Below are 16,616 nucleotides of genomic sequence, written 5' to 3'. Positions count from 1 at the left end.
CCCCCCTGCCGCCGCCCTGTGGAGGAGTCCCATGTTCGTTGACTGGAGCTATGCCCTCCGGGACTGGCCCACCTATCTCGACGCGGCCTGGCTGTCCCTGAAGCTGTCGCTCGAGGCCTTCGCGCTCGCGTTCGTCCTCGGTCTGCTCGGCGCGCTCGCCCGCCGATCCCGCTCCGTGGTGCTGCGCGCGCCCGCCGCTGCCTACGTCGAGGTCATCCGCAACACGCCCGTGCTGCTGCAGATGTTCGTCGCCTACTTCGCGCTGCCGTCGGCCGGCCTTCGGCTGAGCCCGGTGCAGGCGGGAGTGCTCGCCCTCGGCGTGAACGTCGGCGCGTACCTCACCGAGATCTTCCGCGCCGGCATCCAGGCCGTGCCGCGCGGCCAGCGCGAAGCCGCCCGGGTGCTGGCCCTGAGCCCGGTGCGCACCTTCCTGTACGTGGTGCTCCCGCAGGCCCTGCGCAACGTCTACCCCGCCGTGGTGAACCAACTGGTCCAGATCATCCTGGGCTCGTCGCTGCTGTCCGCCATCTCCGTCCCCGAGCTGACCGGCACAGCGATGGTCATCAACTCCCGCAGTCTGCTGACCGTGCAGGTCTTCGGCATCGCCGCGGTGCTCTACCTGGTCCTCACCAACGCGGTCGTCCTCGTGGCCGGGCTCGTCGGACGCGTCGCGTTCAAACCTCCGCTGCGCCCCTCCGCGCGGCCTCGCCCGCTGGACGCCGTACGCCGTCTGCTGCCGGCCCGTCCCACGGGTCCCGTCCGGAAGGAGGCCTGATGGACTGGCCGGTCATCTGGTCCAACCGCGAGCTGTACATCTCCGGGCTGTGGGCCACCGTACTGCTGTCGATCGCGGCGATCGCCACCGGAACGCTCCTCGGACTGGCCGTCGCGGCCATCCGCACCAGCCGCATCCCGGTCCTCGCCCAGCTCGCCCGGGGCTACCTGGAGGTCTTCCGCGGCACACCGCTGCTCATCCAGATGCTCTTCCTCTACTTCGGCGCGGCCTACCTGGGCCTGATGGGCATCACCGTCTTCGGCGCGGCCCTGCTCGCCCTCACCCTCTACCAGGGCGCCTACATCGCGGAGATCTTCCGGGCCGGCATCGAGGCGGTGCCCCGCGGCCAGTGGGAGGCGGCGCGGGTGCTGGGCCTGCCCCGCGCCCGGACGTTCCTGAGCGTCATCCTCCCCCAGACCCGGGCGATCGTCCTTCCCCCGCTGGTCGGCCAGTACCTCTCCCTGATCAAGGACACCTCGATCGCCGTGGTGATCGGCTACGTCGAACTGGTCCGCCAGGGACAGGCCGTCATCGACCGGGTGGGAGACCCGGCCACGTCCTACGCCGCCGTCGCCGCCCTGTACTTCCTCATCTGCTACCCGCTGTCGCTGCTCGTGCGGCACATGGAGCGAAAGGCTGTCACCGCATGATGATCACCGACCCCGCCGCCCAGCAGAAGGCGGTGACCACCTCACGGATCGCCCTGTCCGGCGTGCACAAGCGCTTCGGCGAACTCGAGGTCCTCAAGGGCGTCGACATCGACGTGGAGCCGGGCGAGGTCGTCGTCCTCATCGGCGCCAGCGGCTCCGGCAAGAGCACCCTGCTGCGGATCATGTGCGACCTGGAGCGCGCGGACAGCGGCGAGGTGTGGGTGGGCGGTGTCCCCCTGCACGACCGCAAGCGCGCCCCCGAGATCTTCGGGCACGTCGGGATGGTCTTCCAGCAGTTCAACCTCTTCCCCCACAAGACCGCGCTGGGCAACGTCACCCTCGCCCTGCTGAAGGTCAGGAAGCTCTCGCGCGCGCAGGCCGAGGAGCGTGGCCGGGCCGCCCTGACCCGGGTCGGGCTCGCCGACAAGGCCGACGCCTACCCCGCACAGCTCTCCGGTGGACAGCAGCAGCGCGTCGCCATCGCCCGGGCGCTCGCCATGGACCCCGCGATCATGTTCTTCGACGAACCGACCTCCGCCCTCGACCCCGAACTCGTCGGCGAGGTCACCGGCGTCATGCGTTCCCTCGCCGAGGACGGCATGACGATGGTCGTCGTCACCCACGAGATGCGCTTCGCCAAGGACACCGCCGACCGCGTCGTGTTCATGGACGGCGGTGTCGTCCTCGAACAGGGCTCGCCCGAGCAGGTCTTCGGCAGTCCGGCCGAACAGCGCACCCAGCAGTTCCTGCACCGCGTCCTCGACACCTGAGGGGCCTTCCTTCCGTCCTGACCCAGCTGTGCCGAAAACCCGCGGAAGGAACCCCCGTGCGCATCCCGCCTCCATCTCCGCGCGCGCCGTCCGGCTCCGGACCCCGGGCCGACGTGGTGTGCGTCGGAGAGACCATGGCCGTACTCAGCCCCCCGGACGCCCGGCCCCTCGTGCACCAGAGAGCACTGGCGCTGAGCGTGGGCGGAGCGGAGTCCAACGTGGCCTGTGCCCTGGTCGCCCTGGGGCACAGCGCCGGCTGGCTGGGCAGGGTGGGCGACGATCCGCTCGGACGGCGCGTCCTGGAGGACCTCACCTCCCGCGGCGTCGACGTCTCCGCCGTCGAGACGGACCCGGGGCGGCCGACCGGCGTCTACTTCAAGGACACCGGACCCGACGGCACCGGCACCTACTACTACCGCCGGGACTCCGCCGCCACCGCCATGAACCCCGGCCTGGCGAGCCTTCCGATGCTCCACCGGGCCCGCGTGCTGCACCTGTCCGGCATCACCGCGGCACTGTCGGACAGCTGCGCGGACCTGGTCACCCACCTCGTCACCCGGCGGGCCGTCCCCGGGCCGGTCATCTCCTTCGACGTCAACCACCGCCCGGCCCTGTGGCGGCACCGCCCGGCCGACGCCGCCCCCGTGCTGAGGGACCTCGCCCGCGGCGCCGACCTCGTGTTCGTCGGACGCGACGAGGCCGAGACCCTCTGGGGCACCCGCACGGCGCGCGAGGTCCGCGACTTCCTCGGGCCCGGCCCGGTACTGGTCGTCAAGGACGCCGGGCACGGAGCGACGGTGTACGGCACCGGCGGCGAGGAGACCTTCGTCCCCACGCCGGCCACCCGTGTCGTCGAACGCGTCGGAGCCGGTGACGCCTTCGCCGCCGGCTACCTCGCGGCACTCCTGGAAGGCCGCACCCCCGCGAGCGGACTGCGCCTGGGCCACCTGGCGGCCGCCGCGACACTCGGTACCCGGGAGGACGTCCCCACCGTCCTGACCCGCGACACCCTCGACCGCCACCTGGCCCTCGACGACGCGGCCTGGTCGGCGCTGCACCTGACCTGACATAGCGTCAGGAAGGGCTCCGCGGGAGGAGTCACCTGTGAAGCGGCGGAGTCAGCCGGACTGCGCGATGGAATCCAGCTGCTCCGGCGCCGGACGCAGGCTCCACAGGTCGCCCCCGGGCGGTTCCTCCAGCAGCGCAACCGCCTTGCGCGCCCGGGTGTCTCCGGCATCGGCGGCCGCGTGGACGATGTCGGTCGCCGCGTACCGGTGGAATTCGAGTTCCGGATGCGGCCAGGCGGCGGATGCCGTCGCGGCGGGCAGTAGATAGTCAACCGCCTTGAACAGGCTCTGCCCGTCCGGACCCCGGTACGTCCACAGATTCACGCCGACGTGCCGGCCGATGGCCGCGAGCCGGGTGTGGGCGACCAGGGAGAAGGTCGAGTAGTGCCAACTCCTGGTCCGCGTCAGTTCCTGGGGCTGGCTGCCGTCGGACGCGACCTGCGGTGCGATGCGCCTGCTCCGGGCGTCCAGGACCGTTCGGCGGGCCAGCTCCCGGTCGCCGGTCGCGTAGGCGAGGCCGGCGAGCTGCATGTCGAAGAAGACGCCGTGGTTGTTGGTGGCGGCGCCCTCCTCCTTGCCGAAGTCGCTGTTCCTGAGCCAGCCGAGGAAGTCGGAGTTCCACTTCGCCATGCCGGTGCGGTCCGTCCTGGTCCAGCCCGGGGCGCCGGTGTCCAGCAGGGCGAGTGCGTCGAGGACGCTGGTGAAGGACTGCGAGAAGTCGATGATGCCGATGGCGCGACCGTCGAACTTGCAGGGAATGAACTGCGCGTGGTCGAGGTTCGGGTTCATCCTCGTGGCCGGGTCGAGGAACCAGGTGCGCAGTACCTGCCCGGCCTTCTCGGCGTACCGCTTCTTTCCGGTGTAGTACCAGGCGAGGGAGAGATCGTACGCGGCGTCGAAGGTCTTCTCGACGTCCTGGCGGTCGGTGCCGGAGTCGACCTCGGGGTTGCGCTCGCCGTCGCGCTGCACGTACGGGCAGCCCCAGGGGTTGTCGGTGGTCGGGGACTGGGAGGGCCACCAGTACGGGGCCTGGCTGAGGTAGTCGTGGACGTCGCCGCCCGGCGCGGGCCTGGGCTTGTCGACGACCGTCCAGGGTCCCTGGCCCAGCCACCGGTCGGCGCGGTCCGTCAACACCGCGACGGACCGGCGCAGTCGGGGGTCGCCGCGATCAAGACGGAGCTTGGTCTGCTGGAGACGGAAGCCGTCCAGTACGGCGGTGTGCGCCACCCTGGGCGCGGGATGTGGCGCCGGCTGCGCCGAGGCGGTGGGGAGGGCACCGGCGGTGAACGCGGCCAGGGCCACCAGGAGGACGTTCAGGCGTGCTCGTGCGCTCATCAGTCCACTCCGTTCGTGCAGGTGAACGTACGGTTCGGTGATTCGTGTCCCGGGTGATTCGGGTCCTCGGCGGCTCGGTCCGAGGACAGACGCGGGAGAGATGTGGCTTCCGGCGCGTGGCGGACTAGGCGCCGGGCGCGCGCCTCAGCTCGCGCTGCGCCGCGTGCAGGTTCGACGGCCGTACCGCGCGCCGGCTGCCGTACAGCTCCAGGCGCGTGTGCAGGTCACCCGTGAAGTCGGGGCCGTCGATCTGGTCGAACTCCCTGACCGTGTTGACGCCGACGGTGGCGGAGTACGGCGCCAGGGCATCGATCTTGACCAGCCCGGCCCGGTCGTTGGTGACGCGGATGTTCCAGTGCGTGAAGCGGGCGCCGAAGAGCGGGCCGGCACTCGCGTCACCACCGTGGCGGCCGTTGTTGTTCACGGTGATGTCGGTGCGGACATTGGCGAAGGGCAGGCCGCGGTGGCTGTCGAAGGTGCCCGTCCGCATGTCACCGCGCGACCAGACGTTGTACGAGGACAGTCCCTCTACGTTGATGCCGTGCAGTTGGGTGTTCGGGGGCGCGGGGCTGGTGCGCTCCTCGATCGTGAAGTCCTCGATGAGGTTGTCGTGCGACCCCTCGCGGCAGAAGTAGGGGTGATGGGAGCCGCGGCCGGTGACACGTGTACGGAGCAGGGTGCACGCGGATGCGGACACGAGGCCGAAGCCGTTGTCGACGTGGCGGACCGTCACGTCGTCCACCCAGCAGTCGTAGGCGCACTGGAGGACGACGCCGTTGTACCCCTTGTCCAGCAGATGCGGCTGCTGCGGTGTCTCCGTCGCCTCCAGGGTCAGGCCCTCGACCCCCGAGCCCGTCAACTCCCGTATATGCGTGGTCAGTCGAGGGCTCCACTCCGGGCGTACGTCGAGCGGGAGCGGGCGTTCGAGGGTGACCTTGCGACCGCGGATCCGCGCGATGCGGACGGGCCATTCGTAGGGGACGTACGACGTCAGTTTCGTCTTGTCGCCCCAGGGATAGCTCTCCGGTCCGGGGCCGCCGCCGCACATGTGCTCCAGGAGTGAGTGCTCCGCGTCGTCGGCGAGGCGGAGGAGGACCAGGGCGCCCGGGCGCAGCGACGAAGCGTCCGTCACCGTTATCGTCCATGAGCCCTGCCGCGCCGGGACGATCGCCGTGAGCGGGCGCCACTCGTCGCGTCTGTTGCCCGTCCAGCCCTCGAAGGGCCATGCCTTGGCCCTGATCGCGGAGACGAGCGAAGCCCAACGGGCCCTCGGGGCCAGCCAGATCAGCCCGCCCGCCCATGACCAGCCCGACTTGTCGCCGCCGTAGCGGGAGCCGTACGCGCCGATCAGTTCGGTGAGGTTCTTCGTCGCGTACAGCGTCGTACGGCCGCTGCCGGCGCCCTTGAGGGTCACGTTCGAGTGGTCCACACGGATCACGTCGTCGATCCGGAACGTGCCGGGCGGGATGGTGACCGTGCCACCGCCGGCCCGGCCGGCTGCGGCGATGGCACGGTTGATCGCGGGGGCGGAGTCGGTCCTGCCGTCCGCCACGGCGCCGAAGTCGCGTACGTCGGCGACGGCGGGGCGGCGGGGGAGGCGGACCGCCCCGGCGCGGCAGCCGGCTCGGCCGATGTACGGGATCTGCGGGTGGGTGAAGGGCGAGTGCCTGAACTCCCGCCAGAGGAGTGGGGTGTTGGCCGTCGCGGTCGCCGAGTCGGCTGCCGAGGCGGTACCGGAGCCGGCCGCTACGACGACGGCGCTCCCCAGCAGGGCCCGTCTGGTCATGCCCATGTCATTCCGGTCACCCATGGCGGCCGTGTGCGCGTCTCTCATACTCGCTCCGTCTTCCCATGCGTCTTTTCATGGATGTGAACGAAGTTCAGAGGTGCGTTGAGTTCGGTGAGCATGCCACGGCACTCAGGAGTGCGAAAGGGGTCGTGCAGCGCTTACTTGATCTGGATCTCCAGGGAGGGGCCGACACCGTCGATTCAGATGAGTGAACTGGCTGCCAGATGATGAGACGCCTGGGGCCAGGGCGGACCCCTGGTGCTGGAGTGCCCGCCAACTGCTGCGGCACCCGCCCGAGGACGGGTGCCGCAGCAGTTGGCGGGCAGTGGTCGGTCGTCAGCCGGCTGCCGCCCACGGGCCGAGGGCGAACCCGCCGCCCTCCCGTCGGACTTCCACGGCACCCGCACCACCGAAGTGCGCGGGGACCAGCAACTCACGTTCGTCGGCCGCCCGCCCGAGAATCCGAAGGCGGCTGGCCGCCGCCTGTTCAGGGGCCTGGCAGGCGGCGCTGTTGCAGGAGGCGTGGAGGACCTGCACCGGGCTGTGCAGCAGATCTCCCGCGAAGACCGCCCGGTCGCTCCCGGACGCGAGTCTCAGCACGGACGAGCCGGGGGTGTGGCCGGGCGCCGACTCCAGGGTGAGGTGGTCGTCGATGCGGTGGAGGCCGTCCCACAGCACGGCCTGTCCGGCCCGGTGGACGGGCGCGATGCACTCCTCGTAGATCAGACGGCTGTCCTCCTGGCGGCCGTTCTCGTACGCGTTGTCCGGACCGAAATGGAAGTCGTCGGCGGCCGGAACGAGGTACTGGGCGTTGGGGAACGTCGGGACCCACTCCCCGTCCGCGTCAACGGTGTTCCAGCCGACGTGGTCGACGTGGAGGTGGGTGTTGACGACGACGTCGACATCCTGCGGACGAACATCCGCCCTCGCCAGGAGGCCGAGGAAATCACCCTGCCAGTGGTGGAACGGCGGCGTGCCCGGTCGCTCGCGCCCGTTGCCCACTCCCGTGTCGATCAGGACGGTCCGCCCACCGCTGCGCAGCACCCAGGTCTGCAGCGTGAGCACCGTCCGGCCGCTGTCCGGCTCCCAGTGGTCCGGCGCCAGCCAGTCCTCGTTGTCCTTCCACACATCTGCGGGAACTTCAGGAACCAGGTCGGAGGCAGGCAGGAACGGCCCCTGCCACTCGACTACCCGGATGACCTCGACATCCCCCAGCACGATGCTCTGCACACTCTCGTTCGTCATGCGTTCGAGCCTAGGAAGGCCGGACGATCCTCTCAATGCCTGTCCTGCTCATGGAAATACGCATCCGTCTCATGCCATATACAAGAGATACCCTGCGGGGATGGATGTGGTCAGCGACGCGATCTCCGCCGTGCGCCTCGGGCACCCCTCGTCCAACCGGGTTCGGACGAGCGGGAGTTGGTGCGCGCGGCTGGACCCGTACGACGGCGCGGGCTTCCATGTCGTCCTGAAGGGCAGTTGCTGGCTGCTGCCCGACGGCGGCGCCCCGGTGTCCCTCGGTGTGGGTGACGCGGTGCTGCTGCCCCACGGCGCGGGCCATGTGATCGCCGATTCCCCGGTCGACGCGGCGGCGACGGCGAAGGCGGTGTCCTTCGAGCAGTGGTTTGCGCAGGCGGGACCGCGAGCCCGGCCGGGTCCTTGCGAGGCGGAGATGCTCTGTGGCAAGTACCGGCTCGACTGCAGCCGCCTGCACCCGCTCCTGGCGGAACTGCCCGAGGTCGTCCACCTTCCCAGCCGTGTGGGCAGCCACCTCGAACTCCGTGCCGCGATCGACCTGCTCGCCGGTGAGCTGGACGAGACACGGCCCGGCTCCGGGGTTGCGCTTCCGAACCTGCTCGACCTCCTCCTCGTCTACATGATCCGCTCCTGGATGAGCGACAACACCGGCGGAGCCTGGCCCAGCGCACTGGGCGACCCGGTGACCGCCGCCGCCCTGCGGGCGCTGCACGCTGACCCGGCCGCCCCGTGGACCAACGACCGCCTGGCCGCGGAGGCGGGCGTATCCCGTCCCACCCTGGCGCGCCGGTTCACCACCCTGGTCGGCCGCCCTCCGATGGCGTACCTCACCTGGTGGCGCGTGATCCGTGCCGCCACCCTGCTCCGAGACACCCCGGACACCCTGGCCGCCATCGCAGGCCGCGTCGGCTACGGCAGCCCGTACGCACTCTCACACGCCTTCGAGCGGGAGTTCGGTACGACACCGGGGCGGTACCGAGCGAAGGCCGCGGCCCGATCATCGGCCGCGTGTGCTGCGAAGCCGTCGCGGTGACAACGACAGCGGGCGGTCCGAGGGTTCGAGGCACGGTGACCTCACCTCACCGCAGCGTGGGAACCTCCCCGCCCTCGACGCGCGCCACCTCCACCCCCGGCAGACCCGCGCCCCACCGGCCGGCGATGTCCGCGAGCCGCTCCGCGGTGAGTGGTGTGCGCCCGAGCCCGATCGCGTACGACACTCCCTTGCCGGCCGCGGGGGCGGGGACCAGTACGCGCGGCCAGGCATGCGCGTCCTCCACCCCGGCCTCCTCCAGCGCGCCGAGCAGTGCTCGCATACGCCCGCGCACACGTCCGTTCAGCGCGTCGAAGTCCTCCGCCCGCCGAGGCAGGATCGTCACGAGGGCCCATGCGGCGTGCCGCCGGTGCAGGGGCGGCGGGGACAGCAGCTCGGGCCACGGACCGGTAGCCGACCCGGCATTGGCCTCCACGGTCTCCCAGGCGTGGTAGAACTCCTGGCTCAGCAGGTCCCGCCCGCCCGGGCCGACCTGTCCGGTGCAGGACCGCACGGGAGTGCTCGGCGTCATCACGGTCAGGGCCCCACGGGTCTCGTGGCCGCCCCCGGCGAGGGCCCCACGGGTCTCGTGGCCGTCTCCGGCGAGAGTCCCGCCGACATCGTGGCTGTCCCCGGCGAGAGTCCCGCCGACGTCGTGGCTGTCCCCGGCGAGGGTGGCGGGTTCTCTCCAGTCCCATGCGGCCCACGTGCCGAAGAACCGTCGTAGCAGCTCACCGGAGTCCGTGACGTCCGGTGACTCCAGGACCGTACGGGCGGCGAGCACCGCCCAGGCCACCCCGGGCAGCCCGCCGAACGGCGCCGCGTCCAGCCCGCGCGCCCTCGCCCACGCCTTCACGCCGCGCGCCAGCTCAGCGAACAGGGGCGCCCGACGCGCGCCGACGGCCGCCAGGACGGCGTCCGCGTCGGACACGGCACTCAGCGCGACCGACGCGGCCTCACCCAACTCCGCCCGCCGGGCCACCGCGTCGTGCGCGGGCACCGGCCCCGTGGCCACGACCACCAGGTCCACGTCGAGTCCCTCGACGTGGAATCGCAGACCCGGCACCCGCGCGCCGACGACCTCCCGCACCCGCTCGGCGCCCGGCAGCGCCGCCGCGACCCGGTCCCGTACCGCCGTGAGGTCCACCGTGCCGGGCAGTGCCGCGACGACATCCAGGTCGGACCCGTCGAGCGCGCAGCCCATGCGCCGCGACCCGGCGAGGTGGACGACCCCCTCGCCGAGCAGGTCCGTCAGGCGCCGCACGACCCGCTCGGCCGTCGCGTCGTCCGCGGCGGGCAGGACGCCCGCGCGGGCGGCGGGCGCGGCCCAGTCCTCCCGTCCCCGGTCGGGCCGTCCGACCGCCGGCTCGGGAAGCCACCGCAGCTCGCCGGTGCCGAGGGCGACGGTGGCACGCGGACGCATCGGTTCGTCCGCCCGCCGGGACAGCAGGACCAGCTCACCGACCCGCGCGGTCACGGGGGAGAGGCGGGCCGCGCAGTCGACGGCGACGGCGTGCGGGTCATCGGTCCGGCCGAGGCTCAGATGCGGGGTGAACCCGTCATGGCGTCCACGGCAGCGCGGGAAGCGCCGCACGAGCGCCTGCCACAGCTCCGCCCACGGCGTCTCGTCGGCAGCGGCGGGGTCCAGCCACACGGTGGCGTCCTGCCGGTGCCCGAAGCTGTGCAGTCCCTCCAGCCGGGCCGTGAACGGCGCGACCTGCCGTGCGGCCGTGGCGAGCAGCGGCGCCGCCCGCTCGAAGTCCGACTCGGGAACGAACCCGAACAGCAGATTGACGTGCGGCGGCCAGCGCCGGATCTGCACGTCGTGGTCCCGGCGCACCTCCTGAAGCGCCGGCCACAGCTCGCGCGGCGGAACCCACGCCAGCGCCGTACGCGGTGACGGCGCCACGTCGAGCATGTCGAGCACGTCGACGGGTGTGCCGATGCCGACGTGCAGGTCGGCGGCGACTCCGTAGTGGTCGGAGATGTACAAGCCGTCAGCGGCGGGTGTGTCGCCGAGCAGCGCGGCGCCCGTGACGCGCGGCCCGGCGCCGGGGCGGACGAGGACCCGGTCGAGGCGGGAGACACGGCCGGTCAGGGACGAGACGGCGGCCAGCGGATTGACGCGGGGGTCGAAGGTGGGGGAGTGGTCGTCGGGACCGTGCGTCTCGGTCCAGGCGTCGAGCATGCCGAGCGTGCGCGCCGGGCCCGGGCCGCCGTCGTTGAAGTCGCCGACCAGGACCAGACCGTCCGCCACGCCCGCCAGTCCCTCGGCGAGCCGGGTCAGTTCGGCCCCGCGCCGGGCCGGACCGTCCGTGGAGTGGTCGCTCGTCAGATGGGTGGCGGCCACGGTCAGCGGTCCGGACGCGGTGTCCACGACGACGGCGGTGACGGCCTTGTGGTGACCCAGGACATGCAGGGCCGCTTCCCGCACGGGGAGCCGGCTGAGCAGCAGCAGCCCGTAGTCGTCGACGTCCCTGCCGCGGGGGTCGGTGCCGATGGTGTAGGCGGCCCGGACCCACGCCGCGTCCAGCAGCATGGCCGCCAGCCCGGCCTCGACCTCCTGCAACGCGATGACGTCCGCGTCGGCGCGCTCCAGCGCCTCGAGCAGCAGGGGGCGGCGCCGGTCGGTGTCGATGCGGTGGCTGTCGTAGCGGTCCCACAGCGTGTTCCAGGTCAGCACCCGCACCCGGTCCCGCCCCGCCGCCGCCCGCGCGGTGGGCTCCGCGGGGGCCCATCGGCCGGTATCCGCGTCCCAGGCGTGCGGGGTGCGTGCCGTGAAGAAGGGCGCGCGCAGCCGCCGCGGCTCGCGCACCCGGCCGGCGCCGGAGGTGTCGATGCGGTCCACGCCCGTGGCGCGGTCCCACACGAGCTCGCCGTCCGCCTCCACGAACAGCACCCGGTGCCACGGGATCTCGCCGCCCGGCACGAACGCCGGCAGCGGCACCCGCTTGGGCGCGGCGCCGCGCTGGTTGACGCCGAACACGAACCGCGCGGGGTCGAACCGCGCGTCCCAGCGCACCCGGTGGTAGATCTCCTCGCTGGTACGCATCAGACGTCCTCCCCCTCCAGTGTGCCGTCGCGGTCCTGCACGGCCCCGTCCGCGCCCACGTACCAGGTGCGGTGCGCCTGTCCGGGATACGGCGGCACGAACCGGCGCAACTGGCCCGCCAGCACGTCCGCGGGCACCGGATGCTCACGCGTGGCGTTGCGCCGCAGAAGGTCGTCCTCGTCCGCGAGTACGACGGCGTGCGTGGTCAGCGCGTCGCGTCGCCGGGCCACGGCGTGCACCAGCGACCGCTGGTTCGGGTTGAGGGACGTGGCGTCCCACACCACCGTGCCACCGGCCGCGAGCGCCCGGTCCAGCCGCCGCAGGCCCTCCCGCAGCACCTCCCCGTTCGCCTTCTGGTCCGCCCGCGCGCCGCGCTCCTCGCGCAGGCCGTCCAGCGAGACGCGCGCCGAGACACCCTCCAGCCGCGCCGCGAAGCCGCTCTTCCCGCTGCCCGACGGCCCCACGAGGTGCACCAGCCGGGGAAAGTCCCCGCCACGCCACCGCCACGTGGCCGCGACGGCCTCCTCCACCGTGCGGACCCGCCCCCGGGCGTACGCCTCCCGCGCCTCCGCCCAGCAGCGGTCCCCGGCCTCCCCGCCGATCCCGTCCCGCCGAAGCGCCTCGCGCAGCCCGGCCCGCAGCGGTCCCAGCGGTGCCTCGCCGAGCAGCCCGGCCTCCTCCGCGTGCAGCGCGGACCACTCCACCTGCTCGCTCTCCCGCCCCTTCCCCGAGACCGCGACCGCGCTCGCGACGGCGTGCAGCACCCCCAGATCGGCCGCGAACGCCATCCGTACGAGCCCGGCCCGCCGCTCCGCGTCCGGATACGGCCGGTGCAACGCGGTGTGCAGTCCCACCAGATCGGCGACCCTCCGCGCGAGCGCCACGCCCAGCGGCCCGGCCGTCCGGGCCATCAGCCGCGCCCGTGGCGTACGGCGGCACAGCGCGGCGAGCACCCCCGCGAGCCGCGCGTCCCCACCACGCTCCAGGGCATCGAGACGTACACCGACATCGGCAGCCGCACTCGCGTCCTCGTCCGCGACGCCCAGGTGCCGGGCCAGCGCGTCCGCATCCGTGGCCGCCCCCGACCGCACGGCCCACAGGGCGGCCGCCGGGGCGAGCCCGTTCTCCACGACGGCCGCGTGCATCCAGTGCGTCCCCGTCGTCACATGCCCGGGCCGCACCCACTTGGCGATCCGCCCGGCGAACTCGTCGCGCGCGAAGCCCTCCACGGTCCGTACGACGTACCCCTCCCGCCGCCCGGTCTCCACCCGCAGCCTCCGCAGCGCCCGCTCGTCGAACACCCCCCGCCACAACACCGGCGGCACCGGCACCCCCAGGCCCCGCAGGAACGACACGGTCGCGTCCCAGCCCAGACACCGGCCGCGCTCGTCCCACACGGAGAATCCGTAGAAGTAGCTCTCCAGGGCGTCGTACGGGATCGAGTGCCGCGCGTACACGTTCTCCCCGCACACCCGCCACCCCGCCGGTATCCGCACCCCCACCCGCCCGTGCAGCGCCTTGACCCACGTCCGTGAGGGATGGTGCGCCGAGTCCACGGACCGCGCGTGCAGCCCGTCGGCGTAGAGGGTCGTGTTCTCCCCGTCGAGCTTCTCGGTGACGACGACCTCCCGCCCGACGAACCCACTCAGATCCCCGGCTCGCACATCGTCGGCGGAGGCACCCGGTGACCAGGGCAAATGGGGAGTTCGCGGGTAGGAGGTACGCATGCGGGCACTATAGGACCGGCTGAAACGAGTCCTCCAACGGATTACCTCCGGCCGCACCGACCGCCGCCCCGTTCGGCAGGTGGCATATGGCCAAACTTGCCGGTAAGCGCCGTATTGCCGCCGTGTAAAGGCACACGTGGTGCGGCCCGCCCCGATTACCGCACGTCGGCGACCACTTGACCGACTTTCGGACAACGATCATCGCAATGGTGACAACGCCCCCGGCGCCCTACAACGATGCCCGTATGACCAACTCGCCCATGAACGAACGCCGTTCACCATCACCTCTGGGTACGGGACCCCGACGCGGGTACCTGACCGCCGCGCTCACCGTCGGCCTTGCCGTGCTCTTGGTCGGCGCTCCGACCGCACGGCCGGCGTCGGCTTCGGCACCCGGTTCCGGATCACCCGCGCCCCGGCAGGTCGAGGCGGAGCCCAGACCCGGGGCGCTGGGCGTGCCGTTGTCGCGGACGCAGCGCGCACAACTGCTCGACCACGCCTCCGAGTCCGCCGCCGGCACGGCGCACGACCTCGGAATGGGCGGCAAGGACGGCCTGGTTCCCAAGGACGTCGCCAAGGACGCCGACGGCACCGTGCACACCCGCTACACCCGCACCTACGCCGGACTCCCCGTGATCGGGGCCGACCTGATCGTGCACGAGCGCGCCGGCGGACAGGGCGTCACGGGCACGACACCGCAGACGCTCCGGGTGCCCACGACCAAGGCGGCGGTGTCGTCGGCCGAGGCCAGGAGGACGGCGCTGGCGGCAGCCGACGAACAGCATTCCCTCACGTCCGAGCGCGCGGCCTCGTCGCGGCGGATCGTCTGGGCGGCGGACAACTCCCCGCGCATCGCCTGGGATAACGTTGTCACCGGGGTGCGTGAGGACGGCACGCCGAGCCGTCTGCATGTGATCACCGACGCCGTCACCGGCGCCCGGATCACCTCGTACGACGACATCCAGGCCGGCGAGGGCCACAGCCAGTACAGCGGAACGGTGCCGCTGGCCTCCACGCGCAAGGGCGACGTCTACGAACTCGCCGATCCCCAGCGCGGCAACCACCGCACCTACGATGTCACCGGCGGCGTCCGCACCCTGGTCACGGACGCCGACGACGTATGGGGCGACGGCGACCCGGCCACGCGGCAGACGGCAGCGGTCGACGCGGCCTACGGGGCCCAGCGCACCTGGGACTTCTACCACGACCGCTTCGGCCGCGCCGGCATAGCCGACGACGGCGTCGGGGCCGTCTCCAACGTGCACTACGGCACGGGGTACGCCAACGCGTTCTGGGACGACCTGTGCTTCTGCATGACGTACGGCGACGGCCTGGACGGCGAGCACCCGCTCACCGAACTGGACATCGCCGCACACGAGATGACCCACGGCGTCACCTCCGCCACCGCCGGCCTTGTCTACTCCGGCGAATCGGGCGGGCTCAACGAGGCCACCAGCGACATCATGGGCACCGCGGTGGAGTTCTTCGCGGGCGGTACCCAGGACCCGCCGGACTACCTCATCGGTGAACTGGCCGATGTCCGAGGCACCGGCAAACCCCTGCGCTACATGGACCAGCCGTCCAAGGACGCCTCCGCGAAGGGGACTTCACAGGACTACTGGACCGCCGGCACGAAGAAACTCGACCCGCACTTCAGCTCCGGGGTGGCCAACCACTTCTTCTACCTGCTGGCCGAGGGCAGCGGTGCCACGACCATCAACGGCGTGGCCTACGACAGCCCCACCTACGACGGCAAGCCCGTCGCCGCGCTGGGCCTGGCGAACGCCACCAACGTCTGGTACCGGGCACTGACCCGCTACATGACCAGCACCACCGACTACGCCGGCGCCCGCACCGCCACCCTTCAGGCGGCCGCCGACCTGTTCGGCCCCACCAGCGACGCCTACGAGGCGGTCGGCAACGCCTGGGCGGCGGTCAACGTCGGCCCGCGCTACCGCAACCACATCGCCGCCGACGCCCCCTCCACCCGCGACGCGGCGGTCGGCCAGCCGGTCAGCCGGCAGATCACCGCCACGTCCACCCGCCCCGGCGGGCTCACCTACGCGGCCACCGGACTGCCCGACGGCCTGACCCTCACCCCGGCCGACGGCCGTATCTCCGGAACACCCACGCGCGCCGGCACCTTCGCGGTCACCATCACCCTCACCAACTCCGCGGCGGAGAAGCTCGACCTGTCCTACGACTGGCAGGTCCTGGCCTCCGGCGACGACCACTTCGTCAACCCCGACCGCTTCGACATCCCCAACTGGCGGACGATCGAGTCACCCCTGCGTGTCACGGGCCGCACCGGCAACGCGCCCTCCGACCTCAAGGTCACCGTCGACCTGTACCACGCCTTCATCGGAGGCCAGATCATCGAACTCGTCGCCGAGGACGGCACCGTGATCATGGTCAAGGACTTCGTCTGGGACACCGGCACCGAACTGCACGACACCTTCACCGTCGACGCCTCCGCGCTGCCCGCCAACGGCGCGTGGAAGCTGCGCGTCACCGACAACACCCCGGGCATCTTCACCGTGGACCCGGGCTACCTCGACCGCTGGAGCCTGACCTTCTGACCACCTGACCCGCCCCGATTCCGCTGCGCCCCGGCCGCGAACCCGCGGCCGGGGCCGTCGTCAGACCGTGGCGTCGCGGATGCGTGAGAGCAGGGCGCGCAGCTGGGCGCGGTCGTCGGTGCCGAGGCCGGCCGTGGCCTCGGCGAGGGCGTCGCGGTCGGTCGTCTCGGCCTCGCGGTGGCACCGCACGCCCTTGTCGGTGAGGCGGAGCAGGAACGCGCGGCGGTCGTGCGGGTGCCGTACGCGCTCGACCAGACCGTCGCGTTCCAGGCTGTCGACGATGCTGGTCGTGGTCCGTGCCGACACACCGGTCTGTTCGCTCAGGTCCCGCATGCGCAGAGGCTCCGGCGCTCGCGCGAGCATCCGCAGCGCGCGCAGCCGGGCGACCGAGGCGCCGCCGGTCCGCAGCCGCGCCTCCACGAAGCGACGCAGTTGGTGCGTCGTCTCGTACAACTCGTCGACCAGGATGTCGCTGCTGCCCTGCACTGCCATGACCGCTCCCCGTTCCGCCGGAAACCCGATTCTATGAGCACCCACATACTGAGTATGCTCAGCATGTGTCGTCGTTCCCTCGCCGCTTCC

General features: G+C 72.1%; 12 protein-coding genes. 6 read left to right on the top strand and 6 right to left on the bottom strand.

Translation table 11 applies throughout. The features are described from left to right. Positions 1-31 precede the first annotated feature (31 nt). The 4 genes from ACFPIH_RS07590 to ACFPIH_RS07575 all read left to right on the top strand — a co-directional run bounded on the left by ACFPIH_RS07590 (position 32) and on the right by ACFPIH_RS07575 (position 3,262). Entirely contained in the window at positions 32-775 is a 744-nt protein-coding gene (locus ACFPIH_RS07590) for an amino acid ABC transporter permease (protein ID WP_381169470.1), read from the top strand. Next, positions 775-1,425 carry an amino acid ABC transporter permease gene (locus tag ACFPIH_RS07585; RefSeq protein ID WP_381169468.1) on the top strand — a complete coding sequence of 217 codons (651 nt, stop codon included), beginning with the start codon at positions 775-777 and terminating at the stop codon, positions 1,423-1,425. The genes ACFPIH_RS07590 and ACFPIH_RS07585 overlap by 1 nt, the downstream gene beginning before the upstream one ends. After that, positions 1,422-2,195, top strand: coding sequence for an amino acid ABC transporter ATP-binding protein (locus ACFPIH_RS07580; RefSeq protein ID WP_465270366.1), 774 nt, complete (start codon positions 1,422-1,424; stop codon positions 2,193-2,195). The genes ACFPIH_RS07585 and ACFPIH_RS07580 overlap by 4 nt, the downstream gene beginning before the upstream one ends. A gap of 134 nt (positions 2,196-2,329) precedes the next feature. Next, positions 2,330-3,262, top strand: a complete 933-nt coding sequence (locus ACFPIH_RS07575; protein WP_381169466.1) for a sugar kinase — start codon at positions 2,330-2,332, stop codon at positions 3,260-3,262. 51 nt (positions 3,263-3,313) lie between these two features. On the opposite strand, the gene ACFPIH_RS07570 is transcribed toward ACFPIH_RS07575, so the two are convergent. The 3 genes from ACFPIH_RS07570 to ACFPIH_RS07560 all read right to left on the bottom strand — a co-directional run bounded on the left by ACFPIH_RS07570 (position 3,314) and on the right by ACFPIH_RS07560 (position 7,631). Further along, complete coding sequence (locus ACFPIH_RS07570; protein ID WP_381169464.1) at positions 3,314-4,597, bottom strand: alginate lyase family protein; 1,284 nt, start codon at positions 4,595-4,597, stop codon at positions 3,314-3,316. A gap of 124 nt (positions 4,598-4,721) precedes the next feature. Then, positions 4,722-6,389, bottom strand: a complete 1,668-nt coding sequence (locus tag ACFPIH_RS07565; protein ID WP_381169968.1) for a glycosyl hydrolase family 28-related protein — start codon at positions 6,387-6,389, stop codon at positions 4,722-4,724. Between the two features lie 333 nt (positions 6,390-6,722). Beyond that, positions 6,723-7,631, bottom strand: coding sequence for an MBL fold metallo-hydrolase (locus ACFPIH_RS07560; RefSeq protein WP_381169462.1), 909 nt, complete (start codon positions 7,629-7,631; stop codon positions 6,723-6,725). 100 nt (positions 7,632-7,731) lie between these two features. Between ACFPIH_RS07560 and ACFPIH_RS07555 the strand changes: the two genes are divergently transcribed. Beyond that, on the top strand, positions 7,732-8,679 hold the full coding sequence (locus ACFPIH_RS07555; protein WP_381169460.1) for an AraC family transcriptional regulator: 948 nt from the start codon (positions 7,732-7,734) through the stop codon (positions 8,677-8,679). 46 nt (positions 8,680-8,725) lie between these two features. Here ACFPIH_RS07555 and ACFPIH_RS07550 read toward each other — a convergent pair whose 3' ends face one another. Both ACFPIH_RS07550 and ACFPIH_RS07545 read right to left on the bottom strand, forming a co-directional pair. Further along, on the bottom strand, positions 8,726-11,728 hold the full coding sequence (locus tag ACFPIH_RS07550; protein ID WP_381169458.1) for a poly(A) polymerase: 3,003 nt from the start codon (positions 11,726-11,728) through the stop codon (positions 8,726-8,728). Then, complete coding sequence (locus ACFPIH_RS07545; protein ID WP_381169456.1) at positions 11,728-13,455, bottom strand: RNA ligase family protein; 1,728 nt, start codon at positions 13,453-13,455, stop codon at positions 11,728-11,730. Before ACFPIH_RS07545 ends, ACFPIH_RS07550 begins: the two co-directional genes overlap by 1 nt. A gap of 245 nt (positions 13,456-13,700) precedes the next feature. Here ACFPIH_RS07545 and ACFPIH_RS07540 point away from each other — a divergent pair, with 245 nt between their 5' ends. Next, positions 13,701-16,034, top strand: a complete 2,334-nt coding sequence (locus ACFPIH_RS07540) for a M4 family metallopeptidase (protein ID WP_381169454.1) — start codon at positions 13,701-13,703, stop codon at positions 16,032-16,034. Between the two features lie 60 nt (positions 16,035-16,094). Here the strand turns inward: ACFPIH_RS07540 and ACFPIH_RS07535 are convergent, their stop codons facing one another. Next, on the bottom strand, positions 16,095-16,526 hold the full coding sequence (locus ACFPIH_RS07535; RefSeq protein ID WP_381169452.1) for a MarR family winged helix-turn-helix transcriptional regulator: 432 nt from the start codon (positions 16,524-16,526) through the stop codon (positions 16,095-16,097). Between the last annotated feature and the right edge of the window lie 90 nt (positions 16,527-16,616).

Origin of the sequence: Streptomyces vulcanius (genome assembly GCF_042653945.1) — a bacterium.
In the GTDB taxonomy this organism is placed as follows: domain Bacteria; phylum Actinomycetota; class Actinomycetes; order Streptomycetales; family Streptomycetaceae; genus Streptomyces; species Streptomyces mangrovi.
This window is presented reverse-complemented; position numbering and strand designations above follow the sequence as displayed.